Here is a 25139-nt window from a genome sequence, read left to right as displayed (position 1 = left end):
CTATCCTGACCCGGGTGTTAAGCAGGGGCCCTTGCTCTACCGGAGGCGTTAACAAGGGGCCCTTCCTTTCAACAAGGTGGGATGCGGGTGCTGGTCGTTCATGGGGCGTGGCTGCCGGGTCGGGGGCTCGCTGTCTGGGGTGAGGACAGCACCCTGCCGCCGCGCGCCGCGCGCCGTCCCGGCCGGGTACCCCGGGAACGCCCGCATCCGTTCGCCGCCGCGCACACCACGCTGGCTGCCGCGCTGGCCGAGGTGGCCGAACCGACAGACCTCGGCACCGCGCTGCTCCGCCTGCCCACCCGCGCCGGATCACCGGTCGACTCGCCGGAGCTGGTCCGGACCGCCGTCGTGGACCCGGTCCGCGGCCCGGTCACCCTGGCCGGCTGGCGGGTGCCCATCCTGGCGTACGCCCCGGACGCGGCGCTGTCGTTGCTGCGTACCCTCGACGGGCTGACCGCCGTGCCCGGCGCGACGCTGCGGCACCTGACGGAACTGGCCACCTTCGCCGCCGACCTGGCCAGCCGGGGCCGGGTCCTGCCCGGCCTGGCCGCGCCGCCGGCACCCGGCCTCGCCGCGCCTGGCAGAGCCGCACGTGGCTCGACTTCCCGTGGCGGCACGCGCGGCTCGGCAGCCGGTCGGGGGAGCGCGGTCGGGGCCCGTGCGGTGTGGCGACCGCTGCTCACCGGGACCGACGCGGCCTGGGCTCGGGCATTGGCGCTGGCCCTGCCACCGGCCGCCCGCGCGGTGGCCGAGGCCGACCTGCCCGCACTGCCGGCCGAAGAAGTCGCCCTACCCCCGACACCGACCGGGACCGGCTCGGCCGCGACGGGCTCGGCGGCGACGGCGGGGCCGGTTGAGGCGGACGTGCCGGCCGCGCTGGCTGGTGCCGGTAGACGGACGGGACCGGACGCTGAGGGTGCGGCCGGGGCGGGGGTGCTGGTGGGTGATGCGCTCGATGCGCTCACCGATGCGGCGGTGCGGGCGGCGCTGCCGCAGACCACCTTGGCGCGCGGGGTACGCCGCGACGGGGCGGTGGCGGCCTGGCTCGGTGCGCTCACCGGGCCACAGCGCGGGTTCACCGCCGAACCGGCGGCGCTTGATGTCCTGCGGGACGAGTTGGAAGCCTGGCAGCGGGACGCGGCCGGCGGGACGGTACGGGCCAGCTTCCGGCTCGTCGAACCACCCGACGACGAGATCGAGACACCGCTGACCGTGGTACCGGCCGACCCGGACACGGTAGTGGCGACCGAGGGGACGTGGCGGGTGGAGTTCGGACTCCGCGCTGCCGACGAGTCCGGTCTGCACGTCGACGCCGGGCAGGTGTGGTGGGGTACGGCCGTACCCACGCTGGACAGTCCGCAGGAGACGCTGCTGGCGGAGCTGGGCCGGGCCAGCCGGCTGTGGCCGGAGCTGGACTCGGCGTTGCGGACCGCGACGCCGGAGGCGCTGGAGCTGGATGCCGAGGGCGCCCACCGGTTCCTGCGCGAAGGTGCCCCGCTGCTGCACGCGGCCGGCTTCACCGTGCTGCTGCCGTCGTGGTGGCAGCGGCCGTCGGCGCGGCTCGGCGCGCGGCTGCGGGCCGGTTCCCGCACCGCGCCCGGCACGGTCGCCGCCGCCGGTGAGCGGGTCGGGCTGGATGCGCTTGTCGACTACCGGTGGGAGATCGCCCTGGGCGATCAGCCGCTGACCGCCGAGGAACTGGCCCGCCTCGCCGAGTTGAAGACGCCGCTGGTGCGGCTGCGCGGCCACTGGGTCGAGCTGGACCCGAAGCGACTCGCCGCCGGTCTGCGGCTGTTGCGGTCCACCGGTGAGCTGACCGTCGCCGACCTGCTCCGGTTGGGGCTCGCCGACGCCGAGCAGCCGGACGCACTGCCGGTGCTGGAGGTCAGCGCGGACGGGGCGTTGGGTGATCTGCTCGCCGGGTCGGTGGAACGGCGACTCGCCCCGTTGACCGAGCCGCCGTCGTTCGCCGGGACTTTGCGGCCGTACCAGCGGCGTGGTCTGGCCTGGTTGACGTTCCTCCAGTCGCTCGGGCTGGGCGGGGTGCTCGCCGACGACATGGGGCTGGGCAAGACGGTGCAGCTGCTGGCGTTGTTCGCGGCCGACCCGCCGCAGGCCGGGCCGACCCTGCTGGTGTGTCCGATGTCGCTGGTCGGCAACTGGCAGCGGGAGGCCGCCCGGTTCACCCCCGAGCTGCGGGTGCACGTGCACCACGGCGCGCAGCGGGCCCGGGGCGCCGAGTTCGGCGACGCCGTACGGGCTGCGGATCTGGTCCTGACCACGTACCCGACGGCGGCCCGGGACGCGGCGGACCTGGCCGGTGTCGACTGGCACCGGGTGGTGCTCGACGAGGCGCAGGCGGTGAAGAACGCCGCCACCCGGCAGGCCGAGGCGGTCCGCGCGCTGCCCGCCCGGCACCGGATCGCGGTGACCGGTACGCCGGTGGAGAACCGGCTGGCCGACCTGTGGTCCATCATGCAGTTCGCCAACCCGGGACTGCTCGGCCCGGCGGCGACGTTCCGTAAGCGCTTCGCCGAGCCGATCGAACGCCACGGTGACACCGACACCGCGGAGCGGCTGCGTCGGATCACCGGCCCGTTCGTGCTGCGCCGACTCAAGACCGACTCGTCGATCATCTCGGATCTGCCGGAGAAGCTGGAGATGGAGGTCGTCTGCAACCTGACCGCCGAGCAGGCGGCGCTCTACCAGGTGGTGGTCGACGACATGATGGCCCGGATCGAGGCCAGCGAGGGCATCGAGCGGCGTGGCCTGGTGCTGGCCACCATGACCCGGCTCAAGCAGGTCTGCAACCACCCCGCCCAGTTGCTGCGCGACGGTTCGACGCTGGCCGGGCGTTCCGGCAAGCTGGCCCGGTTGGAGGAGATCCTCGACGAGGTCCTCGCGGCGGGGGAGAAGGCCCTGCTGTTCACCCAGTACGCGGAGTTCGGCGGGATGCTGCGCGGTCACCTGTCGGCCCGCTTCGGCCGGGAGGTGCTGTTCCTGCACGGTGGCCTCGGCAAGGCCGACCGGGACGAGATGGTGACCCGGTTCCAGTCCGACGACGGCCCGGCCCTGTTCGTGCTCTCCCTCAAGGCCGGCGGTACCGGGTTGACCCTGACCGCCGCCAACCACGTGGTGCACGTGGACCGGTGGTGGAATCCGGCGGTGGAGGACCAGGCCACCGACCGGGCGTTCCGCATCGGTCAGCGCCGCCGCGTGCAGGTCCGCAAGTTCGTCTGCGCCGGCACGGTGGAGGAGAAGGTCGCCGCGATGATCGCCGACAAACGCAGTCTGGCCGCGTCGGTCGTCGGCACCGGCGAGCAGTGGGTCACCGAACTGTCCACCAGCCAGCTGCGCGAGCTGTTCAGCCTGGAGGCCGGGGCGGTGGCGCAGTGACCAGCCCGACCGGTACCGGCGGACGGGGTCGGTTCGCCGACTACGGGCGGCCCCGCCGGGTCGACGGCGGATTACGGGCCCGCAGCAGCCGAGGCGCCATCGGGGTGTCCTGGTGGTCGCGGCGGTTCCTGGAGGTGCTGGAGTCGTTCGCGCTCGGCACCCGGTTGACCCGTGGCCGTGCGTACGCCCGGGCCGGTCAGGTGGTACGCCTCGACATCGCCCCGGGCACGGTCACCTCGACGGTGCAGGGCTCCCGCCCCCGGCCGTACCAGGTCCACATCGCACTGCCGGTGTTCCCGGAGCAGTTGTGGGCACGGATCGAGGCGGAGCTGGCCGGGCAGGCGTTCTTCAGCGCCCGGCTGCTCGCCGGTGACCTGCCCGCCGAGCTGGAGGAGCTGTTCACCGCCGTCGGTGCACCGCTGTTCCCGGCCACCGTGACGGAGCTGGCGCAACGCTGCTCCTGCCCGGACGCCGCGGTCCCCTGCAAACACCTCGCGGCCACCTTCTACCTGCTCGCCGAGGCGTTCGACGCGGATCCGTTCGCCCTGCTGCACTGGCGTGGCCGCAGCCGCGACGCCCTGCTCGACCGGCTCCGCGAGCTACGTGGCACCGGCACCAAGCCGAGCAGCACAGGCAGCTCGCCCCGCAGTGCCGGCATCGAGCCGAGCAGCACAGGCACCCTCGGAACCGATCGGCCTGCGGCGGCGGGTGCGGCGCGAGCCCTCGCCGATCTGCCCGTCGCACCGTTGGCGGAGACGGTCGATCGGTTCTGGCTGCCGCCCGTGCCCCTGCCGGATCGCCCGCCGAGTCTGGCGAGCCGTCCGGATCTGCTGTTGCGGCAGCTCGGTGCACCCGCACCGGCGATCGGTGGACCGGGTCTTCTGGAGCGACTGCGTCAGGCGTACCGGCAGCTCGGTGAGTGAGCGGGCGCGGCGTCGACCCGGTCGGGCAGCTTCGGCGGTGTTCAGAGCCAGCGTTGCCGGAACCGCCACATGAGTACGGCGTTGGTCAGCAGCACCACGGCGAAGATCGCCCCGGTCAGTCGTCCGAACGCCACGGTCGCGGCCGGTAGGGCCGCCCACAGCAGGATGGTCAACAACAGCAGCCATCGTCCGCGTCGACCCCGGGCCCGGTTGTCGAGCCGGGCGAAGAACGCCGGGTCGCTCTCTCGGAGATTGCGGGTGATCTGCTCAAAACGACGCTGATCCTCTTTGCTGAGCATGTGCCTTCCCCTCACGCGTTCAGCAACGGCGAGGCGGAATACCCACTGGGGTCACGGCTCACGCGCTTCTCCTGCTGCTTCTTTCGCCAGCAGGGCGGGCAGGCCCTTCCGACAGGTGCGGGGCAGGGCGGCCGTCCGGGACGTCCCGGACCATGTCGACCCGGGGTGGGCGTCACCGCCGGGTCAGCTCGATGCCGGCGTGCCTGCTCGTGCGATCTGTACCCGAACCGCCCGCGACTCCCATTACGGCCTCGCCGACGCGACTCGACAGGGCGACTCGACAGGGGCGACTCAGCAGGCGGGCCTGCTCACAGCCAGCGGGTCGGTCGGTGAGTGGTCGCCGGGCGTGAACCGAGTGGGCGGGGCCGACCGGGGCGCGCGCCCGGTGGGCGGGTGGCGGCCCATCGGCGGCCGGGACGGTGCCGCCGTGGCGGCTCGGCACCGTTCGGGTGGTGTGTGGTGTCGTCCATGGACATCGCCGATCCCCGCTCCCGGCGCCGGGCTGCGCCGTCGTGGTGCTCAACGACCGCGCGCCGTCCGGCGTCGCTGTCCACACGGCCGACACCCCGGGTCGGTACGCTCACCTGCCTCGACGGGGCAACGGCAGGTGACCGGGCACCAGCGCCGGCACCAGGGTGATCCCGGTGGCCCGGAGCGCGTCGATCAGGGTGTTCTGGACCAGGTAGGAGTCCGGCAGCTGCCAGCGGGCCTGCTCCGGTGCCACCACCCAGCGGACCGGGCCCTCGGGTAGTCGGGTGGGCGGTGCCGCGATCCACGAGCCGGGACCGTGGCGTACCACCTGGAGACAGTGCTCCAACTCGGGGCGCAGCGGGTCGCCGGGGCGTACCAGGAACATCCACCGCCCGGTCGGTGTGACGAGCACCGGACCGCGGACGCCGAGGCCCGCGGGATGGGCGCGGACCGCGTCCAGCACGCGGCGGCCCAGGTCCGCGGCGACCTCCAGCACGTCGAAGGAACGCCCGGTGGGCAGCAGTACGCCGTGCGGCCGGGACCGCCACCAGTTCGCCACCCGGGCCGGGTCGGCGCTCGCGGCGTGCTCCCAGTCCTCAAGGGCCGGATGGCAGCCGACGGTGGGGCAGCCGGCTCGACCGCAGACGAAGCGGCTCCGTGCCAGGCAGGCGCCGGGGGTGACCTCCCAGCCGTGCATCGCGTACCGCACCGCTACCCGGCGCAGTCGTACCCGTTCCAACGGCGACAGGTGTGCCACCCGCGGTCCGACGTTCCCCCACATTGGCGCCATCTCCCCTCGCCGGGCCGCCCGGTGCAGTTCACACGTTGAGCACCGTCACTGCCATCGTTGACGATCGTTTGGTCTGACAAAGTGGCTCATGCAACTTGCACGAAAGCTATGAGGACTGGCCGTACGGCTGACGCACAACCAGTGCGACCAGCGGAAACCTGAAGACGGACGGTTGACCGCACCCGCGGAACAGCCCACGGCCCTTGGCTGCGGCTCCATCTAGGGAGGACTGGCGAGATGGACGAACTACCCATCGGGCGGCGGGTGGCCTACTGGCGAGGGCGACGGAAAATGTCGCAACAGGTCTTCGCCGACCGGTTGGGCAAGTCGAAGAGCTGGGTCGACAAGATCGAACGCGGCGTACGCCGACTGGACAAGTTCTCCGTCCTCTACGAGATCGCCGACATCCTCCAGATGGATGTGCAGTTGCTGCTCGGCAAGGACCCGGAGCGGCGCGGGGACACCCTCAACTGCATCGAGCAGTTCGAGGTCGAGGAGATCCGGGCGGCGCTGGAGCGGTACGACTCGGTCAGCGCGTACTTCGACGCCGCGCCGTGCCCACCTCCGCTGGCGGACATGAGCAAGGCCGTCACCCACGCCTGGCTGACCTACCAGTACGGCCGCTACGGCATGCTGATCCGGGCCCTGCCCAAGCTGCTGCGCGACGCCCAGGCCGCCGACGCCGCCTACGGCGGGGATCAGGCGGAGCGCGCCGCCCACCTGCTCGCGCAGGTCTACCAGATCGCCTCCTCGGTGCTGCGCAAACTGGGCGAGTGCGAGCTCGCCTGGCTCGCCGCCGACCGGTCCATCGCGGTCGCCCAACGCGCCGACGACCTGCTGCTCGCCGGGGTCGCCACCACCCGGGTGTGCAACGCCCTGGCGTCGATGGGACGATCCCGGCCCGCGCTGGAGTTGAACGTGCGGATCGCCAACCGGCTCGCCCCCGGCGGTCAGAACGACACCAGCCCGGAGCGCATCTCGGTGTACGGCATGCTGCTGCTGCAAGGCGCCATGGCCGCCGCCCGGATCGGCGACGCCGCCACCGTCGAAGATCTGCTGAACGGCGCGTACGCGGCGGCGCAGGAACTCGGCAGTGACCAGAACCACTACTGGACCTCGTTCGGGCCGACAAACGTCGAACTGCACCGGGCGGCGGCCGCCGTCGAGTTGGGCGACGGTGGCCGGGCGGTCGAGGTGCACCAGCTCAAGCTCCAGAACCCGGCCTTCGACGCGCTGCTGCCGGAACGCCGGGCGCATCACCTGCTCGACCTGGCCCGCGGCTACGCCCAGATCGGCGACGTGGCCAACGCGGGGGAGATGTTGCTGCGCGGGGACCGGCTCGCCCCGTCCGAGATCCGCTGCCGGCCGATCGCCCACGAGGTGATGTCCGACGTCCTCCGTCGCACACGTGGTGCGCCGCCTTCGCTGATCGCAGAGTTGGCTGAGCACATGGGAGTAGGGGTATGACTTCGGGGCCGGTCTGATGACCGGTTCGCACCGCCATGACGGGCACCGTGAGGTGCTGTACATCATCGCCTGCGGTTCGCCGCTGGCCCGAGACGTGGGTCGGCTCGTCGAGCTGGCCCAGCAGGACGGCTGGGACGTCTGCGTGGTCACCACGCCCGACGGCGCCAAGTTCGTCGACCGCGCCGCGTTGGCCCGCCAGACGGGCCACCCGGTGCGTACGCACTACAAGAATCCGGGTGATCCGGACGTGCTGCCGTCGGCCGACGCCATCGTCGTCTGCCCGGCCACGGTCAACACGGTCAACAAGTGGGCGGCCGGCATCGCCGACACCCTCGCCCTCGGGTTGCTGATCGAGGCACAGGGCCGGGGCATCCCCCTGGTCGTCGTGCCGTACACAAACGTCGCGATGGCCGCACACCCGGCCTTCCGGACGGCGATCGACCGACTGACCGAGTGGGGGGTACGCGTGCTCTTCGGCGACGACGTCCTCCCGCTGCACCCACCCGGAACAGGGGAGCGGTACCAGCACGCCTTCCCCTGGCCACTCGCCCTCACCGCGCTGCACGACCACCTCGTCCACACTTCGTGAAAGGAAGGGCCCCTTGTTAACGCCTTCGGTAGAACAAGGGGCCCTTGTTAACAACCGCACCCCGGCCGGTCCGGCGGCGGGCGGGTGACGTCCCGCCTCGGCGCTGACGCCGGTAAGCTGGCCCGTCGTGAGCACAACCACAGCCGTGCCGACCGTCGCCGACGTCGTGGCCGAGCTGGAGCGGCGCTACCCGCCGAGCTGGGCCGAGGAGTGGGACCGCGTCGGCCTGGTGCTCGGTGAGCCGGACGCCCAGGTGCGCCGGGTTCTCTGCGTCGTCGACGTGGTCCCCGAGACGGTCGCCGAAGCCCTCGCCGCCGGCGTCGACATGATCGTCGCTCACCATCCGCTGCTGCTGCGCGGCGTCTCCTCGGTCGCACCGACGACGTACAAGGGCCGGATCATCCACCAACTGATCAAGGCCGACATCGCGCTGTACGTCGCACACACCAACGCCGACGTGGCCGCCCCCGGCGTCTCCGACGCCCTCGCCGGCCGGCTCGGCCTGACCGACCTGCGCCCCCTGCAACCGGCCCGGCCCGGCACCCCGGCCGCCGGTGAGGGCCGCGGCGTGGGCCGCATCGGCCGGCTGCCCCGACCGATGAGCCTGGCCGAGCTGACCCGACACGCCACCACCGTGCTGCCCGTCACCGCCGTCGGAGTACGCGCCGCTGGCGCACCGGACCGCATCGTGCGTACCCTCGCCGTCTGCGGTGGGTCCGGGGACAGCTTCCTGGCCGACGCGAGCGCCGCCGGCGTGGACGCCTACCTCACCGCCGACCTGCGCCACCACCCGGCCGGCGAACACCTCGCCACCGGAGGGCCGGCGCTGCTCGACGCCACCCACTGGGCGACCGAGCGACCCTGGCTGGACGACCTGGCCGCGCTGCTGCGGGGCACGTCGGGCGTCGAGGCCCTGGTGTCCGACCTGGACACCAGCCCGTGGACCGTACACGCAGCCCCACCCTCAACGGGCCGGCCCGCAGTGGCCGAACCCGTAGCGGACGACAAGGAGCCCGACCGTGAAGGCTGACCCCCAGGTCCAGCGCCGCCTACTCGACCTCCAGGCGATCGACACCGCCCTCGCCCAGCTCGCCCACCGGCGGCGGTCGCTGCCCGAGCGCGCCGAGCTGGAGTCCCTGGCCCGGGAGCTGTCCGCCCTGGAGGACGAGCGGGTCCGCGCCCAGGTCGCGGTCGACGACCTGGACCGGGACATCGCCCGACTGGAGAAGGACGTCGACCAGGTACGGGCGCGCAAGACCAAGAACGAGGACCGGCTGGCCGCCGGCACCGGCCCGGCCCGCGAGCTGGAGGCACTGCAACACGAACTGGTCTCCCTCAACCGTCGGCAGGGCGACCTGGAAGACGCCGAACTGGAACTGATGGAACAGCGCGAAACCGCCCAGGCGGTACTGGACGGCGTCGAGCAGCGGCTCGCCGAGGTCCGCGAACGGCGGGCCGCCACCGAGCAGCGACGCGACGAGAGCCTCGACGAGATCGGCCGGGAGGAGGAGTTCAAACGCTCCGCCCGCCAGCCGCTCGCCAACGACCTCCCCGCCGACCTGGTGCAGCTCTACGAACGGATCCGTGCCGACACGGGCCTCGGCGCGGCGCTGCTCTACGCCGGCCGTTGCGGCGGCTGCCGCCTGGAGCTCTCCGGTGCCGACCTGGCCCGCATCCGCAAGACCGACCCCGACGAGGTGGTCCGCTGCGAGGACTGCCGCCGGATCATGGTCCGCACCAACGAGTCCGGGCTGTAACCGGTGGCACCGCGTACCGTCCTGGTCGAGGCCGACGGCGGTGCCCGGGGCAACCCGGGCCCGGCCGGGTACGGCGCGGTGCTCCGCGACCCGGCCACCGGCGAGGTGCTGGCCGAGCGCAGCGCCGCCATCGGCACCGCCACCAACAACGTCGCCGAGTACCAGGGCCTGCTCGCCGGCCTGACCGCCGCCGTCGAGCTGGGCGCCACCGAGGTCGAGGTCCGGATGGACTCCAAGCTGGTGGTCGAGCAGATGTCCGGCCGCTGGCAGATCAAACACCCCGGGCTGCGTCCGCTCGCCGCCCAGGCCGCCCAACTGGTCGGCCGCATCGGTACGGTCCGGTTCACCTGGATCCCCCGGGACCGCAACACCCACGCCGACGCCCTCGCCAACGCCGCCATGGACGCCGCCGCGACCTCCGGCGTCGCCGTACCCTCCGTCGCGCCGCCCCGCGTGGTCGAGCCGCCCCGCGAACTCGGCGGCCCGCAGCCCGCCGGCGGCGGCGCGGCCACCGTCGCCGCCCACGCCGAGACGCCCGGCACCGACCTGACCAGCGCGCCGGTCTCCTGGGAACCCCGGCCCAGCTTCACCGCCACCCGGCTGATCCTGGTCCGCCACGGCGAGACCGAGTACACCGAACAGGGCCGCTACTCCGGCCGCGGCGACGTCGCGCTGTCGGCGAAGGGCCAGGCCCAGGTGCGGGCCACCGCCGCCCGGGTGGCGGCGCTCGCCCCGCAGGCCGCCGCCGTGGTCAGCTCACCATTGTCCCGGTGTACGGCCACCGCCGAGGCGATCGCCGCCGCCATCGGCGACCTGCCGGTACGCCCCGACGACGACCTGATCGAGTGCGACTTCGGTGCCTGGGAGGGCCGCACCTTCGCCGAGGTACGCGAACAGTGGGCGGGCGAGTTGGACGCCTGGCTAGCCTCCACCCGCATCGCCCCACCCGACGGCGAATCCTTCGCCCAGGTCGCCGACCGCTGCGCCCGGGTGACCGAACGCCTCGTCGGGGCGTACCCCGGCCAGACCGTGGTGGTGGTCTCGCACGTCTCGCCGATCAAGCTGATGCTGCGCGACGCCCTCGCCGCCACCGACGCCTTCCTGCACCGGCTCTACCTCGACGCCGCCGGCATCTCGGTGCTGGACCGCTGGCCCGACGGCGGCATCGCCGTGCGCACCGTCAACGACACCGCCCACCTCGCCGAGCTGTAGAGCACCCTTCAGCGCAGCGCCCGCCACAGCAGGTACAACCCGATCGTGGTGCCGAAGACCACGATGATCGCCTTCAGCAGCTTCGACGGCAGCCGGCGGACCAGCCGAGCGCCCGCGTACCCGCCGACAAGCGTGGCCGGCGCCAGCAGCGCCACCCCGGCCCAGTTCACCGGCCCGGCGAGCGCGAACACGGCCACCGTGGTCAGGCCGATGATCGCGGAGAGCAGGTTCTTGATCGCGCTCACCCGGGCCAGCGTGGCGTCCAACACCAGGGCCAGCGCGGCGACCAGCATCACCCCGACGGCCGCGCCGAAGTAGCCGCCGTACACCGAGGCCAACGCCACCACGACCTGGATCGTCAGACCCCGCCGCCGGGTCGGCACATCACGCGGATGCCCCACCAGCCGCCGCAGCGGATCCTGAAACGCCAGCAGCGCCGTCGCCCCGAGCACCAGAAACGGTACGACCACCTCGAACGCCCGTGCCGGAGTGACAAGCAGCAGCCCCGCACCGACCAGCGCGCCGACGATCGTCGTCGGCACCAGCGTGACCAGCAGCCGCCCCCGAGGCAGATCCATCCAACTGCCCGCCACTGCCGCGCCGTACCCCGGGAACACCGACACCGAGTTGGTCACGTTCGCCGGTACCGGGGGCAACCCCACCGCCAGCAGCGCCGGAAACGTGATCAGCGAACCACCCCCGGCCACCGCGTTGACCGTACCGGCGGCCAGACCGGCCGCGAGCAGCAACGCGGCGTTCGCAAGATCCATACTCGCCGAGGCTAGTCGGCCCGACCTGCGACAGCGAGCCCACCCGCATTATCCGACCTGGTGGTGGCCTGGGTGCTGCTCTGGTGCCGGTCGTCGCTGTCGGGTGCGCACGGCCGTGGCAATAGGTCCCCGGCCGGTGTCGTTAGGATGAGTGCGCGACGGACGAGTCGACCGGGCGGTCGCGTCGGCGGGCAGCAGCCCGCCGCCGAGGAACGTCCGGACTCCACAGGGCAGGGTGGTTGCTAACGGCAACCCGGGGCGACCCGCGGGACAGTGCCACAGAAAACAGACCGCCGACCCCAACGGGGACGGTAAGGGTGAAACGGTGGGGTAAGAGCCCACCAGCACCCCGGGTGACCGGGGTGGCTCGGTAAACCCCACCCGGAGCAAGGCCAAGAAAGGGCCGTCACCGCATGATGACGACCCGCGCAGACGCTTGAGGGCTGCCCGCCCGATGTCTGCGGGTAGGCCGCACGAGCCTGTCGGCAACGGCAGGCCGAGATGGATGGCCGCCGCCGGCGCCAAACCCCTCGGGGTACGCGCCGCGCACAGAATCCGGCGTACAGGTCGACTCGTCCGTCGCCCACCAGCTCAGAGCCTCGATCATGGCTCTGAGCTGGTTCTATGTTCGGGTGTCGATAGTCGTTCATGGTCAACATTGGGCGGCGTTTGACGGCCCACCGACGGCCCAGACGGCCCAGAGACGGCCCAGGAGTGCATCAGTTGATCTCGTCTGCGGCGGCGGCTTGGTGGGGCTCGGTGGCGCCTGGTTTTCATCGACGGCGGGCAACGGTGGGGAAGGGGGCCGGGCACGTCCTAGCGATGGAGGTGGTGTCGTGAGCCGGTGACACGGTGGCAAGCCAGTCCCGGGGTTGGACTGGCGCGGCAGCCGGAAGCCCCAACCACCTGACCAGGGCGACTCGCCGGCTTCCGTCACGGCCTCGCTGGGCCTGGCTTCTGACGTGCTGGGGGCGGTGTCCCGGCGGCTGTCGGTGGCTCACCGCCCCGGCGCTGTAGGCGTCCGGGGCGGCTTGCCGCCGGCCGGGCTTGCCGCCCCGCACCGCGCTCCGCGCGGTGCCTTGATCCAAAACAGACCTATTCGGCAATGGCTACCACTAATCAGAGCGAGGAATTCGCTAGCGTCGTCTACTCGACACTGCGTTTATTGCCGCCAAGCTTAAAAAGCCGAAACGGTGCAAAGTGATGCCATGCCGTTTCGTGGGGTGTCCAGCGTCCTCTATCGTCAACGCTCCCTGTCGCTCACTTTGGGGGAACGATGGATCTCGCTCTGTACTTGCTCCGAGATGATCTAGATGAAGGGGATTGGGGGCTTCGCTCGGTGGCAGCCGACTACAAATGGGTTGAAGTAAAAAATATTCCTGGCATTAAGATGTCGCTGTTTGTCCGCACATCGAAGGAGAACGTGCCTGCCTGGCAGGAAGACTTAATGAAAATAGCGGCGAATCAGCAGTCTGAGTTTTTGAAAGGCTTGCAAAATAAGAGCACAGGAGCCCTGCTGTTAGTTGAGCGGCGTGGGCGTAGGTTCGTGTTAGTCTATGGCTCTGGTCGGCATGCTGTAGATCCAAACAGTATCGAAACGGGCTTCGGCTTGCAGGTGGCGGCTAACGTTGTCGATCCGGAATCCCTTCGTGGGGTGGATACGCGTTCGATCCTTGGTTCAGGTCGCAGCCAGACTGTTTCGCTGCCTTCTGCTGGCCCACTCTATCGCCTTGGGATCGAGCCGACCGTCGACCTGGTTAGGTACCTTGAAGGCAGGCCGCCTGAGGAGTTTGCGAACGGAATTGCGGGCGGCGATGTCCTTCGACTCAATCTGAAGCAGTTTAGTTTCCGTGAACTGCCGACGAAGCTCGATGAGGTGCTAGAGGCATTCGAATCCAGGGAGTATAAGGATAAATTCCCATTCCTAGATTATTTCTCGCGCGTCTCCCGCGCAAACGTTGAGCTGTGTTCGCGCCTCAGTTTGGAGGTAGAGAAGTCTCTACGCGCAGGGGAGCGAAGGTTCGACTTCATGATTCCCGACCTTGACCGACAGGGTAAGCCTGAGAAATTTGCTTTCAGATTTGGCCGGAGGGAGAGTGGGGCGCATTCCGAGATAAGCAAAGAAGTTGTACTTGATCTCATTTCGAGGTGGAAAGTTTCGGATCCCTTAAAAAATCTGAAAGTGAGGGCCTTTTACGAAGGTATAGAGAAGCCTGTTCGGTCGTCTCTTTTGCCGTATGTCGTTGGCGAGGTTCGTCTTGACGATACCCTCTATGCTCCGTGCGCGGGCGTCTGGTATCGGATCGACCCAGACCATTTAAAGGCGTTGAACCGTCGAATAGAAGCTATTGTGGAAATCACCGAAGATTTAGCGCTTGGGCCATGGGGTTCTGGCTATGCCGACGAAGGTGATTACAACTCGAAAGCAACGCCACGGGGCGCTGCGCCGGTTGTGCTGGACAAGAATTTGTTCTATAGCACAGGGGGACGGAATCTTAAAGTTGAAGTATGTGACTTGCTTACGGAGCGGAGGGAACTGATCTGTGTGAAGAAGATGACGGAATCTGCCACTCTCTCACACTTGTTTGCACAAGGGTCGGTTTCGGCGCGCCTGTTTCGCGACAACCTTCGATACCGCGATACGGTTCTAAACCATTTGAGAAAGTTGCTGCCGGACGCAGGTGTCGGCGCATTCGAGGACTGGACAGTAGTTTTCGCCATTGCAACCGAAAGGCCTGGTCGCCTTTCGGAAGAGTTGTTTTTTTTCAGTAAGGTCAATTTGGATATTGCCGCTCAGGCTATCAATGGCGCAGGGATGCGTGTTGCCCTCGCGAAAATCGATCTAGCCTAGGGTGGGACCTGTGATGAGTTAGAGCGCACGCTCTGACCATGGCCAACGCTGGTTCTGTTACGGGTCGGAGGGTTGCAGGCGGTAGGTGATGATGACGGTGTTGACCTGCTCGCCTTGTTTGATAACGGTCTGGTGCTCGATTAGGTCCGTTCCGATGTCAACTCTAAACAGCGCTGCCAGGCGCGCATCCGCCTGCACCTTTTGCTGTCTATCGCCGGAATCTCTGGCGTTGATACGGGCGGGACTGGTCGCGTACGTTCCCCTGCCGTGCTCGGTGGCGGCATAGCCTTCGTCCCGTAGCGCGGTTATCGCCTTGCGGACCGTGCCACGGGCCACCCGGAACTCCACAGTGAGGGCGCTTTCGGCCGGTAGCAAGGAGCCGGGTGGGATTTCGCCGCTCTCGATTCGATTCCGCAGTTCGTCGGCGATGGTGCGGTAACGGGGTTGTCCGTAGTGCGGGGTGGGCACCTAGTCACCGTACCTGGCACTTGTCTTACCAAGTGTCAAGCGGAAGCATCGTTTTGATGTGTAGACAACTCGTCCACTTGTAGGTACGTTTCCGAGTGTGCGGCTGGGTTGACGGCGTGTATCAGGGGTGGTGCTGCGTCGGCCTGGTCGTGCGTGAGGCGCGGCGTCCTGGTGGGCCGGTTGCGGTGGCCGCGCGTCAAGGTGGTTCGGCGATACCCGACCCGTCCGGTGTCGGACGGTGCGCCGTGCCCTCTGTCGGGCCGGCGGCCGATTAGTCCCCCTGGTCGGTCGCCGGCTCCCTACGTGTGGAGGTGCGATGTCTGGCTCTCATCGTCGACGTCCCTGGTACCGATCGTGGCGTTCACGCCGACAGACAGACCGGATGACCCCGGTAGCGAACGGCAGTCGGGGTGAGGCCCGTCCCGTCGGCTACGGGAATTCGGTGCGGTGGTCGATGGAGCGGGCGCGGGAGTTGCCCGCGCTGTCTCGTCCGCCCTTCATGACTCTCGGGCAGGCGTTCCGGGGAAACGGTGGGCGGTGGCCGCGATGAGTCAGCCACGTCAGCCGTCGACGGCGCTCGTGCATCCGGCCTGGTGCTCGCCGGACCGCTGCGGGCACCTGGTGCCGCCTGTCCTGGCGCACATGGGGCGGCGTCACCGGGGCGTACTGCTGAAGGTCGGTGAGGTCCGGCCGTCCGGGTCGGTCGTGTCGTACCTGATCGCGTCCGACGACGGGGCTGCCAAGGTCATGGTGCATGCGTCCTGTCTGGCGGGTGCCGGCTGGGCCGAACTGTCGCTGTCGCAGGCCGGGCAGTTGGTTGAGCAGTTGCGGTCGTTGCTGGCGCAGGCCGGGTGCCAAGGGGGCGAGTATGGGGGCGACTGACGAGCCCATCGGCGCGCGGCCGGGTAAGGCAGCTAAGGCGGCGAGCGACGCTGCGTGTCCGGACTGGTGTCGAGGTTGCGGGCCGAACGACCCGATGCACCGCGGGCTGCTCGCCACGGTCGGCACCGAGCGAAGCGGCTGGGTGAGCGTGCAACTGCTGCTGGACCGTTTCCGGCGGCGTGACCCGATGGTGAAGGTCGACGCGACCCGCGATGGTGCGACGGAATCCGTGCTGCTGTCGCGCGTGCATCTCGATCGGCTGATCTACGAACTGACCTATGCCCGGTTGCGGGTGATGACCAAGGGACGACCGTTGGAGGGACACCATGACCGCGACTGACGGTCGTAGCACTCGCCGTACTCCGCCGGCTGCTCACCGTCTGCGCCGGCCGGTGGTCGAGGTGCCTCCGGTGCCGGAGCGGCCGGCGGGTGGGACCACCTGGCAGTCGTTGGAACGTCTAGGGGGTACGGTGACCGGTGTGCATGGCCGGGACTGGCGCCCTCGTTACCTGCAACTCGCCGAAGAGTTGCGGGTCAAAATCACGAGCGGTGAACTCGCCCCCGGCACGCTGATGCCGTCGGAGACGGAGTTGGCCGAGACGTCGGGCCTGTCGCGTACGAGTGTCCGCAACGCTATCCGGCAGCTCCGTGAGTGGGGCCTGGTCCGTGCGGAGCAGGGGCGCGGCACCTACGTACGGGCACCTCGCCAGCGGGTACGGCGTCGCAACGCGGAGCGGTACCAGTGGGAGAAGGACCGGGTCCTGCTCGACGAGGCCGAGCGGCTCAAGACCGGCGCGACCGAGCATGACACCGGCCTGACCGTCGATGACCTCAAGTTCCACGCCGAGTACACCCGCGTAGAAGCTGACGCGGAGATGGCGGCGGCCCTGCACGTTGAGCCGGGTACGCCGTTGCTGCGGCGGGTGTACTGGACGTCGTCGCGGCATGAGAACGCGCCGCTGACCATGTCGTACTCGTACCTGCCCTATGACCTGGTGGCCGCGAACCCGGACCTGCTCGACGCCAGCAATGAACCCTGGCCGGGTGGTTCCCAGCATCAGCTCTACACGGTCGGCGTCGAGTTGGACCGGATCGAGGACGAGGTTCGGGCGCGTCCGCCGTCGCCGGATGAGGCGGAACTGCTCGACATCGACCCCGGCGTCTCTGTGCTGACCGTGCGCAAGACGTCCATCGACACCACCGGCCGGGTCGTCGAGGTGGCCGACGTGGTGATGCCGGGGGACCGGACCGAGCTTGTGTACTCCCACGAACTGCAACGGTGGAAAACTTGACGCACCTCGTCTCGGTCATCACCCCGGTCCACGCCCCGAGCATCGAGTATCTGGCCGGCGCGTACGACTCGTTGGTCAAGCAGGACATGCCCGACGGGTGGGACTGGCAATGGCTCGTCCAGGAAGACGGGCAGACCGGCGCGTTGAACGGGGTGCTGCCGGACGACCCTCGCATCAGCATCGGCGGCGGTCGTCCCGGCGGCCCCGGTGTTGCCCGTACCCTCGCTCTCTCCCGCGTCGCTGGCGACCTGGTCAAGGTGCTCGACGCGGATGACCAACTCACGGCAGGCGCCCTTGCCCGGGACATCGCCGCCTTCGAGGCTCACCCGTACATCGGTTGGACGACTTCCCGCGTTCTGGATTTGATGCCCGACGGTTCGACTGTCGGATGGGACAAGGACCCGGACGGCGGACTGATCGACCGCGGTGCCGTCCTCACCTTCTGGCAAGCCAACGGCTACCGCGCCCAGGTTCACCCCGCCACGCTGTGCATCCGCCGGGATCTGCTCCTGGCCCTCGGCGGCTGGATGGCGCTCCCGGCCTCTGAGGACACCGGCCTTCTCCTAGCCGTCAGCGCGGTCAGCCAGGGCTACTTCACGCGCGAACACGGGCTGCTCTACCGCAAGTGGCCCGGCCAGGTCACCAGCCAAGCCGCCCACCGCGAACCCATTGAGTACGAGGGCCGCATGAAAATCATTGAGGCCAGAGCTGTAGCCCTGGCCTCAATGCTCCCCAACGGGTTGCCGCTCACTCCTGCGACGTAGCCTTATGTCCCGGCGCCAATGGGTGTGCCGCTGCTTCCTCATCTTTGTCTAATTGAGACGCCGTTGGACGGGACTTCTGCACGACACGCGTAGTGCCCACCCCCACCGTCAAGGGTAGGGCCCGCGCTGCGGATGAGCAGGTGAGCGAACCCGCAGATGGCCGCGTACGAGGTGGACAATGCCGAGCCTCGCGCAATGCCTCCACTGCTATGTCGTTTATGTCGTTCGATTGATCCTGATCGTCACAGATTGCGGGACTCCGCCGTCTGAGTGCAACGACATCACTAGCTTTCCAAGCAATTCCTGATTGCCGGCAGGTATGCTCGATGGCTTCGTGCGTCGCAATCCATGAGGAATTCTAGATATGCGTCTCAGTGTCTCTGCTATTAAAAGAATTATGACTATAATCGTAAGACTCCCCCCTGGCTGGAATAGGTCGATGCATGCCAAAATGGGCAACACCATCGGCGGTCCTCTCTAACCTTTTTTGGGCCTCCGGGGCCCGCGTGTTTGATGTGTCAAAGCGTAGCACGAATGGCCTTGGCTTCCAACCTGTCGCATTTCCGTGCTAATTGTTTTAATAGTAATTCAGGGGCGGTGGCCCGTCGCTTCTCTTAATTATTTAGTTAGGAGTGGGGTCTGCGGTTCTATTGGATTTGTGTGTGGCGGGTAATTCCGGAGGAGGGTAAAGGGGGCAAATTGGGCAAGGTTGTCCATCTAGGGTTGTTGACTTGTCTGCCAAGTGCCGTCTACCTTGGACCGCAGCTTGGCAGACAAGTTAACAACCTGGAGGGTGAGCGATGGCTCTGCGTGGCGGTACGAGGTTCGCCGTGCGGTTCGAGGACGTGTTCCCGGCGGGGTGCGCGTTGGTGCCCGAGTCGCTGGGTGAGGTCGAGGACTACGACGAGAAGACGGGTCGGCGGTCCCCGGCGAAGGACAAGGTGACCGGTCAGCGGGTGTGGCAGGTCCGGGTGATGGACCTTGACCCTGAGCTGGGGAAGCGGTCGCGGGAGACGACGGTGAAGATTTCGGCTGACTATCAGCCGGTGCCGCCGTCGGGTGCGCCGTTCGAGGCGGTGGAGTTCGACGGGATGACGGTGACGCCGTACGTGGCGAACAACGGTCGGATGGCGTATTCGCTGCGGGCGACCGGGCTGCGGGCTCCGGTGGTCGGCGGCAAGAAGGCGGCGGCGTAGCCGCATCAGGTCGGGGGCGGGGCTGTCTGGTCTTGGCGGACGGCAGCCCTGCCCCCTGGTGTCTCTTCCCCTGCTCTGTCGAGAGAGGTCGTGACGTGTCCAAGGGTAGGCGTCGGGCTGGTCGTGGCTGGCCCGGGTGTGGCGTGTGTCGGTCGTTGCGGGGTGCCTGGTGATTGGGCGGCCTCGCGGTGAAGTGGTGATGACCTCGGCCGGGGATCTGATGGTGATCCGGCCGAAGCGGATCGCGCTGCCCTTCTGGGCGGTGCTGCTCGGGCTGGTGTTGCGCTGGTCCGGCCGGGCCGTGTGGTGGTGCCTGCGGCATCCGGTGGCCACCGGCTCGGCGGTATTGGCGTTGTGGCTGTACGTCGAGTTCGGCTGGTCCGGCCTGGTGGTGCCGTTGGTGCTGGGGTCGGCGGCCTCGGCGGTGTGGCGGTGGCGTGACGAGTCGTCCTGGTGGACCTGGCTCGCCGGTCCGCTGCTCGGCGCATTCCGGCGGGTGTTCGTCTATCGGCGGGTGTGGCGGGAGGCCATGACGCTGTGCCGGCTCGCCGACACCTACGACCATCGGCCTGTCCTGCCGCAACTGCTGCGGGTGCGCTCGGATCAGGCGCTCGATGTGCTGACCGTCCGCATGGTCCGGGGTCAGACACCGGAACAGTTCCAGGCGGTCAGCGCCAACCTGGCGTACGCCTTCGGCCGGCGACACGTCCGGGTCTACTCGGAACGTCCCGGCGACCCACCGACCCGTATCGGACACGCGGCCTGGCTGCTGCGGCTGGTCGATCGGGTGCGTTTCCGGGATCGGCCGACGCTGGTCTACCTGGCGGTGGTGCGTACCGATGCGCTGCGCACGGTGGTCCCGCCGTTCGACGTGCCGGCGGTGCCGGACTTCACCGCGCTGCCCCTGGCCCGGCGGGAAGACCTGCGCCCCTGGTCGCTGCACCTGCTGGCCACGCATGTTCTCGTTGGCGGGGCGACCCGTTCCGGTAAGGGGTCGGTGTTGTGGTCGCTGGTGCGGGTGCTCGGCGGCGGGATCGCCTCCGGCCTTGTCCGGCTCTGGGTGATCGACCCGAAGGGCGGGATGGAGTTCGCGCTTGGCCGTCCGATGTTCGCCCGGTTCGCCTGCAAGTCGTTCGAGGCCATGGCCGATCTTCTCGACGAGGCGGTCACGGTGCTGCGGGAGCGGCAGATCCGGCTTGCGGGCATGGTTCGGGTGCACACGCCGACGGAGGCTGACCCTCTGGTCGTGGTCGTCGTCGACGAGATGGCGGCACTGACCGCGTACCTGCAAGATGTCGAGCTGCGTAAGCGCATCGCCTCGTCGCTGGGGTTGCTGCTGTCCCAAGGGGCCGGGGTCGGTGTCCTGGTGGTGGCGGCGTTGCAGGATCCGCGTAAGGACGTGCTGCCGTTTCGGGACCTGTTTCCGACCCGGATCGCGCTCGGGCTGACCGAGGCGTCACAGGTCGACATGGTCCTTGGTGACGGTGCCCGCAGCCGGGGTGCCCTCGCCGATCAGATGCCCCGGTGGGCCAAGGGTGTTGGGTACGTGATCCTCGACGGCACTCCCGACCCGATGCGGGTCCGGTTCTCGTACGTCTCCGACGACGACATCCGCGACATGGCCCGCCAGTACCCGGCGCCGGTCGATGCGGCGGACATCCTCGCCCAGGTCGGCCGGGAGACCGCCCCCGAACCGGCCCGGCCTCCGCTGCCGCGCAAGCCGTCCGGCCCGCTGTTACCCGAATCGCTGCGCAACCTCCTCGACCGCGACACCGGGGGTGAGGGCCGATGACCGCGTCTGGTTGCCGCTTCTACCGGCTGCGTACCCCCGAACCGGTCACCGCCGTGTCCGTGCGCGTCGACCCGGACCGGCCCGACCCGTACCCGGTCTATCTCGCGGTCGGTGCGGGACGGCGGCGGATGTCCCTGACCCCGGACGAGGCATGGGCGCTGTGGCGCTGCCTCTCCGAAGCGGTCGCCTCCCTCGGCACCCCGCCCGACTACATCCGCACCGACATCCGACCGGCCCGGAGGTAACCGCCGTGAACACCCTCACCCGCATCATCAACCGGCTCCGGCGTCCGCTGCACATCCGGCTCGTCGGCCCCTCCCACCAGACCGCCGCCGCACTGCACGGCCTGGCGCACATGGTCAACCGCCGTCACGACATGAACGGCCGGCGCATCCGCATCGACCTGACCATCCGCGAGAAGCCGTTGGAGGAATGGCGATGACCACGCGCACCGAATCCGCGGTACGCCTGGTGATCCTGCTCGCCATCGGCACCATGGCCGGCGCTGCCGCCTTCACCCACGTACACGACCTGTCCGTTGCCCACGGTCAGCCGCACTGGATCGGCTGGGCCAACGCGGTAGCCGTCGAGCTGATGGCGATTTACCTCGGCCTGGAACTACGCGCTCGGCGTCGTGCCGGTCGTCCCGTCGGCCTGGTCGCCTTGCTCCTGGTGGCGTTCGCGCTGCTGTCCCTTGCCGCCCAGGTCGCCGGAGCCGAACCGTCCGTGTGGGGCTGGATCGTCGCGGCGGTGCCGTCGCTGGCCTTCCTCGCCCTGGTGAAGGTCGTCCTGTCCAACGCCCCGGTCACGCCACCGGCCGTCGAGCCGGACCAGCCGACCGCGCACCGGACCGAGGAACCTGAGCTGGCCACCGCCGTCGAACCGGTCCGCCCGGCTGAACCGGCGGCCGTCATCCCGGCGGCGCTGCCTCCGCGCGTCGTTCAGCCCAACCGGCCGCACGTCGTCGGGATCATCCGATGACCGCTGCCACCCTGCCCGGCCTCGAACCCGCCCCGACCCCGGCTGCGCCACCTCGGCCGGGGTCGCGGGCGGCCCGCATGGCACTGCCTCGCTCGGTCGACGTGCTCAAGGAGATCGCGGCCGAGTACGGCGTCTGCGTCCGTCCCCTGGCGATGCGCCGTACTGACCTGAACACCGGGCTGACCGAGGTCATCGACCTGCCCTGCGGCGCGACCCGCGAAGACAAGTGCGCGCCGTGTGCGAAGAAGAACCGCCGGCTTCGGCAGGCACAGATTCGCGAGGGCTGGCACCGCGACGACGAGCCGCTACCGCCACCGCAACCGGCGACCGAGGAACAGCAGGCGCTGATCCTGATGCGCGGTCACCTGGAGTTCTCCCGCGACGAGGCATCCCGGGCCAGCCAGTGGGACCAGGTCGAAGACCTCGACGAGGCAATCCGCGAAGTCGAAGAGGCAATCGCGGCCGAAGGACTCCGGGGCCGGGTCGCCCCGCCACATTCGACCGGCGACGACGACCAGGCCGACGACGACACCGGCCGGCGCCGCAAGCGCTCCACCCGCCGTCGCCAGGACACCCCCGACCTACCTCGGCGCAAGGTCGAGCGTCGCACCGTCGGCAAGACCTACACCGCCCCCGACGGCACCACCTACCGGCCGTCGATGTGGCTGACGCTCACCCTCGACTCGTACGGCCCGGTCCGCCCCGACGGCACTCCTCTCAATCCCGACCGGTACGACTACCGCCGCGCCGCCTGGGACGCCGTTCACTTTCCCCGGCTACTCGACCGGTTCTGGCAGAACCTGCGCCGCTGCGAGGGATGGAACGTCCAGTACGCCGGCTGCGTCGAGCCGCAACGCCGTCTTGCTCCTCACGCGCACTTCGCCATCCGGGGCACCATTCCCCGCGACGTGCTCCGCACTGTGGCAGCAGCCACCTACCACCAGGTGTGGTGGCCGGCGGTGGATGTGCAGCGGTACACCCTCGACCGGCTCCCGATCTGGGACGAGCAGGCTTCCGCGTGGGTCGATCCGGACACCCGCGCGCCGCTGATCACCTGGTCGGAAGCCCTCGACGCCATCGACGACGACCCGGACGCGGAACCGGTGCACGTGGTGCGCTTCGGCTCCCAGGTCGACGCACGCGGCGTAATGCCCGGCACCGAAGATGCCGAACGGACCATCCGCTACGTCACGAAATACATCACCAAACACACCGGAGACGTCCACAAGGCCACCACCGACCGGCAACGCAAACACCTCGACCGCCTCTGGCAGGAACTCCAAAACACCCCCTGCACCGACCGCTGCGCCAACTGGCTGCTCTACGGCATCCAACCGAAGCGGGCACACGCGAAGCTCAAGCCGGGTCGCTGCAAAGGCAAAGTCCACCAACGCGACACCCTCGGCATCGGCGGCCGGCGAATCCTCATCTCCCGCGACTGGTCCGGCAAGACGCTGAGCGACCACAAGCACGACGTACGCGCCTGGGTGCGCGCACTGCTCGGCGTCACCGTCGGCCTGAAGGGCGTCAACGACCAGGGCGCCACCGTCGAACCGGTCCGCCACGCCTGGGAACTCGCCCGTCCTGACGATCCCGACGTCGGCCCCCTCGCTCACCGACTGCTGCGGGCGATCGGTGAACGCGCCCGCTGGCGCTCCGAACTCCTCGCCGCCAAGGACCGCGCCGCGCAGCTCCCCGACACCGCATCGACGACGGAAACGGACGGCAAGACGGGGGAGGGGCAGTAGTGGCGGCGAACGACGGACTCTGGACGATCAGGGACGTGGCGGCGTACCTGCGGGTACCGACCGAGACGCTGTACCGCTGGCGCAAGGTCAAGTACGGTCCGCCGGCGGCCCGGGTCGGCCGACACCTGCGGTACGAACCGGAAGCGGTCCGATCCTGGGTACGTGAGCAGGCGGCGGCCTGATGGGACACGTAGAGGATCGCTGGTACAACGTCATCCACCATCCCACCGGCCGCAAGGAGCGGGTGAAGTCCGAGCGGTTTGGCAAGGGCCTGCGCTACCGGGTCCGCTACATCGGTCCGGACGGTCGGGAGCGCAGCCAGTCTTTCCCCGACCGGGCCAAGCGGGACGCTGAGGCTTTCCTCGTCTCGACGGAGACGGACAAGCTCCGGGGCTCCTACGTCGACCCGAAAGCCGGCCGAATCACCTTCGCCGAGTACGCGGAGGACTGGCTACGCACGCGCTCCTTCGACGAATCGACCCGGGAGAGCACCGAGTTCCGGGTACGCAAGCACCTGGTGCCGTTCTTCGGCTCTCGGCAACTGGCCGAGATCAAGCCGGGCCACATCCGAGAGTGGGACGCGGGCATGGTCGGCAAGCTCGCTCCGGCGACTCGGGCCGTGATCTTCGCCCACCTGCGAACCATCCTCGGCGCGGCCGTCGATGACGAACGGATCGCCAAGAATCCGTGTTCGGCAAAGTCGGTGAAGCCGCCGCGACCAGTTCAGCGCCGGGTGGTGCCGTGGCGGTACGACCAGGTTTCGGCAATCCGCGGTGGCCTCGCCCAGCGGTACCGCCCCATGGTCGACCTGGGGGCCGGCTGCGGTCTGCGGCAGGGGGAGATCCTGGGCCTCGGGGTCGACGACATCGACTTTGACACGGGCTGGGTGCACGTGTGCCGTCAGGTCAAGCTTGTCCGCTCCCGGCTCGTCTTCGGGCTGCCCAAGAACGACCGGGACCGCCGGATACCGCTGCCCGACTCCGTCGCCCAGGTGCTGCGCCAGCACGTCGACGACTTCGCCCCGGTTTCGCTCACCCTGCCGTGGGAGGACCCGGCCACCGATGAGCGGGTGACGGTGCCGTTGCTGTTCACCACCACCCGGCGTGGCGCGATCAACCGACGCACCTTCGACAACAAGAGCTGGCGGCCCGCTGTCGTGGCGGCCGGCATTACGCCGACCCGCTTCACCGGGATGCACGCGCTACGTCACTTCTACGCCTCGTCGCTGCTCGACGCGGGGGAGAGCATCAAAGCCCTCGCCTCCTACCTCGGCCACGCCGACCCTGGCTTCACCCTCCGCGTGTATACCCACCTGATGCCCGCCAGCGAGGAACGCACTCGCAGGGCCATCGATGATCTGTTTACTGCCGGAAATCTGACATGAGTTGATGGCTGACGTTTCCCAAGGGGGAGCATGGCAGGGCCGTTCTAGAGGAAGGCTCGCATGTTGAGTCCGGTTAGACAACGCTGTTGCGATGAGTTCATATGTTA

At 69.1% G+C, this 25139-nt stretch carries 23 protein-coding genes, 1 other RNA gene and 2 pseudogenes; 22 read left to right on the top strand and 4 right to left on the bottom strand.

The window, feature by feature from the left end; genetic code table 11:
- Nucleotides 1–87: 87 nt before the first annotated feature.
- From JMF97_RS06840 to JMF97_RS32310, 3 genes and pseudogenes are all read left to right on the top strand, one after another.
- The gene (locus tag JMF97_RS06840; protein ID WP_203220721.1) at nt 88–3396 is read left to right on the top strand and encodes a DEAD/DEAH box helicase; all 3309 of its coding nucleotides are present in this window, start codon (nt 88–90) and stop codon (nt 3394–3396) included.
- Nucleotides 3393–4005 (top strand): annotated as a pseudogene (locus JMF97_RS06835) (SWIM zinc finger family protein); the annotation flags it as partial. The gene JMF97_RS06840 and the pseudogene JMF97_RS06835, both read left to right, overlap by 4 nt.
- 86 nt (nt 4006–4091) lie before the next feature.
- Nucleotides 4092–4319, top strand: a pseudogene (locus JMF97_RS32310) (SWIM zinc finger family protein); the annotation flags it as partial.
- A gap of 41 nt (nt 4320–4360) precedes the next feature.
- Here the strand turns inward: JMF97_RS32310 and JMF97_RS06830 are convergent.
- Both JMF97_RS06830 and JMF97_RS06825 read right to left on the bottom strand, forming a co-directional pair.
- Complete coding sequence (locus JMF97_RS06830; protein WP_013735251.1) at nt 4361–4618, bottom strand: DUF3040 domain-containing protein; 258 nt, start codon at nt 4616–4618, stop codon at nt 4361–4363.
- 580 nt (nt 4619–5198) lie between these two features.
- On the bottom strand, nt 5199–5870 hold the full coding sequence (locus JMF97_RS06825; RefSeq protein WP_203220719.1) for a bifunctional DNA primase/polymerase: 672 nt from the start codon (nt 5868–5870) through the stop codon (nt 5199–5201).
- Nucleotides 5871–6116: 246 nt separating this feature from the next.
- On the opposite strand from JMF97_RS06825, the gene JMF97_RS06820 reads away from it, so the two are divergent.
- The 5 genes from JMF97_RS06820 to JMF97_RS06800 all read left to right on the top strand — a co-directional run bounded on the left by JMF97_RS06820 (nt 6117) and on the right by JMF97_RS06800 (nt 10904).
- Nucleotides 6117–7346, top strand: coding sequence for a helix-turn-helix domain-containing protein (locus JMF97_RS06820; RefSeq protein WP_203220718.1), 1230 nt, complete (start codon nt 6117–6119; stop codon nt 7344–7346).
- A gap of 16 nt (nt 7347–7362) precedes the next feature.
- Complete coding sequence (locus tag JMF97_RS06815; RefSeq protein WP_203220717.1) at nt 7363–7935, top strand: flavoprotein; 573 nt, start codon at nt 7363–7365, stop codon at nt 7933–7935.
- Between the two features lie 127 nt (nt 7936–8062).
- Complete coding sequence (locus tag JMF97_RS06810) at nt 8063–8965, top strand: Nif3-like dinuclear metal center hexameric protein (protein WP_203220716.1); 903 nt, start codon at nt 8063–8065, stop codon at nt 8963–8965.
- Entirely contained in the window at nt 8955–9692 is a 738-nt protein-coding gene (locus JMF97_RS06805; RefSeq protein WP_203220715.1) for a zinc ribbon domain-containing protein, read from the top strand. The genes JMF97_RS06810 and JMF97_RS06805 overlap by 11 nt, the downstream gene beginning before the upstream one ends.
- 3 nt (nt 9693–9695) lie before the next feature.
- Entirely contained in the window at nt 9696–10904 is a 1209-nt protein-coding gene (locus tag JMF97_RS06800) for a bifunctional RNase H/acid phosphatase (RefSeq protein WP_203220714.1), read from the top strand.
- An 8-nt stretch (nt 10905–10912) separates the two neighbouring features.
- On the opposite strand, the gene JMF97_RS06795 is transcribed toward JMF97_RS06800, so the two are convergent.
- Nucleotides 10913–11674 (bottom strand): sulfite exporter TauE/SafE family protein, encoded by a 762-nt coding sequence (locus JMF97_RS06795; RefSeq protein WP_203220713.1) that lies wholly within the window; start codon nt 11672–11674, stop codon nt 10913–10915.
- A gap of 163 nt (nt 11675–11837) precedes the next feature.
- Between JMF97_RS06795 and rnpB the strand changes: the two genes are divergently transcribed.
- Both rnpB and JMF97_RS06785 read left to right on the top strand, forming a co-directional pair.
- An RNA gene (gene rnpB, locus JMF97_RS06790) (RNase P RNA component class A) lies at nt 11838–12253 on the top strand.
- Between the two features lie 697 nt (nt 12254–12950).
- A complete protein-coding gene (locus JMF97_RS06785; RefSeq protein ID WP_203220712.1) occupies nt 12951–14525 on the top strand; it encodes a DUF6119 family protein in 1575 nt (524 codons plus the stop codon).
- Between the two features lie 57 nt (nt 14526–14582).
- Here JMF97_RS06785 and JMF97_RS06780 read toward each other — a convergent pair whose 3' ends face one another.
- Complete coding sequence (locus JMF97_RS06780) at nt 14583–14993, bottom strand: GntR family transcriptional regulator (RefSeq protein WP_203220711.1); 411 nt, start codon at nt 14991–14993, stop codon at nt 14583–14585.
- A 546-nt stretch (nt 14994–15539) separates the two neighbouring features.
- Between JMF97_RS06780 and JMF97_RS31115 the strand changes: the two genes are divergently transcribed.
- The 12 genes from JMF97_RS31115 (at nt 15540) to JMF97_RS06720 (ending at nt 25032) form a co-directional block, all read left to right on the top strand.
- Nucleotides 15540–15875, top strand: coding sequence for a hypothetical protein (locus JMF97_RS31115; protein WP_238358800.1), 336 nt, complete (start codon nt 15540–15542; stop codon nt 15873–15875).
- Nucleotides 15862–16215 (top strand): hypothetical protein, encoded by a 354-nt coding sequence (locus JMF97_RS31110; RefSeq protein ID WP_238358799.1) that lies wholly within the window; start codon nt 15862–15864, stop codon nt 16213–16215. Before JMF97_RS31115 ends, JMF97_RS31110 begins: the two co-directional genes overlap by 14 nt.
- A gap of 130 nt (nt 16216–16345) precedes the next feature.
- Entirely contained in the window at nt 16346–17167 is an 822-nt protein-coding gene (locus tag JMF97_RS06765) for a GntR family transcriptional regulator (RefSeq protein ID WP_203220710.1), read from the top strand.
- A complete protein-coding gene (locus tag JMF97_RS06760) occupies nt 17155–17931 on the top strand; it encodes a glycosyltransferase family 2 protein (RefSeq protein WP_307816793.1) in 777 nt (258 codons plus the stop codon). The genes JMF97_RS06765 and JMF97_RS06760 overlap by 13 nt, the downstream gene beginning before the upstream one ends.
- A gap of 800 nt (nt 17932–18731) precedes the next feature.
- Complete coding sequence (locus JMF97_RS06755) at nt 18732–19127, top strand: transcriptional regulator (RefSeq protein WP_126711252.1); 396 nt, start codon at nt 18732–18734, stop codon at nt 19125–19127.
- Between the two features lie 199 nt (nt 19128–19326).
- A complete protein-coding gene (locus JMF97_RS06750; protein WP_203220708.1) occupies nt 19327–20919 on the top strand; it encodes an FtsK/SpoIIIE domain-containing protein in 1593 nt (530 codons plus the stop codon).
- Complete coding sequence (locus JMF97_RS06745; RefSeq protein WP_203220707.1) at nt 20916–21164, top strand: hypothetical protein; 249 nt, start codon at nt 20916–20918, stop codon at nt 21162–21164. Before JMF97_RS06750 ends, JMF97_RS06745 begins: the two co-directional genes overlap by 4 nt.
- Nucleotides 21165–21169: 5 nt before the next feature.
- A complete protein-coding gene (locus JMF97_RS06740) occupies nt 21170–21361 on the top strand; it encodes a hypothetical protein (RefSeq protein ID WP_203220706.1) in 192 nt (63 codons plus the stop codon).
- Nucleotides 21358–21900: a DUF2637 domain-containing protein gene (locus tag JMF97_RS06735; protein ID WP_203220705.1), complete on the top strand. Its 543-nt coding sequence runs from the start codon at nt 21358–21360 to the stop codon at nt 21898–21900. Before JMF97_RS06740 ends, JMF97_RS06735 begins: the two co-directional genes overlap by 4 nt.
- Complete coding sequence (locus JMF97_RS06730) at nt 21897–23648, top strand: replication initiator (protein WP_203220704.1); 1752 nt, start codon at nt 21897–21899, stop codon at nt 23646–23648. The genes JMF97_RS06735 and JMF97_RS06730 overlap by 4 nt, the downstream gene beginning before the upstream one ends.
- Nucleotides 23648–23830 carry a helix-turn-helix domain-containing protein gene (locus JMF97_RS06725; protein WP_203220703.1) on the top strand — a complete coding sequence of 61 codons (183 nt, stop codon included), beginning with the start codon at nt 23648–23650 and terminating at the stop codon, nt 23828–23830. The genes JMF97_RS06730 and JMF97_RS06725 overlap by 1 nt, the downstream gene beginning before the upstream one ends.
- A complete protein-coding gene (locus JMF97_RS06720; RefSeq protein ID WP_203220702.1) occupies nt 23830–25032 on the top strand; it encodes a tyrosine-type recombinase/integrase in 1203 nt (400 codons plus the stop codon). Before JMF97_RS06725 ends, JMF97_RS06720 begins: the two co-directional genes overlap by 1 nt.
- Nucleotides 25033–25139 lie beyond the last annotated feature (107 nt).

The sequence above is a fragment of the Micromonospora fiedleri genome (assembly GCF_016774385.1).
Taxonomy (GTDB): Bacteria; Actinomycetota; Actinomycetes; order Mycobacteriales; family Micromonosporaceae; genus Micromonospora; species Micromonospora gifhornensis.
The sequence above is the reverse complement of the archived record's forward strand: the minus strand, read 5'-3'. Positions and strand labels throughout refer to the sequence as shown.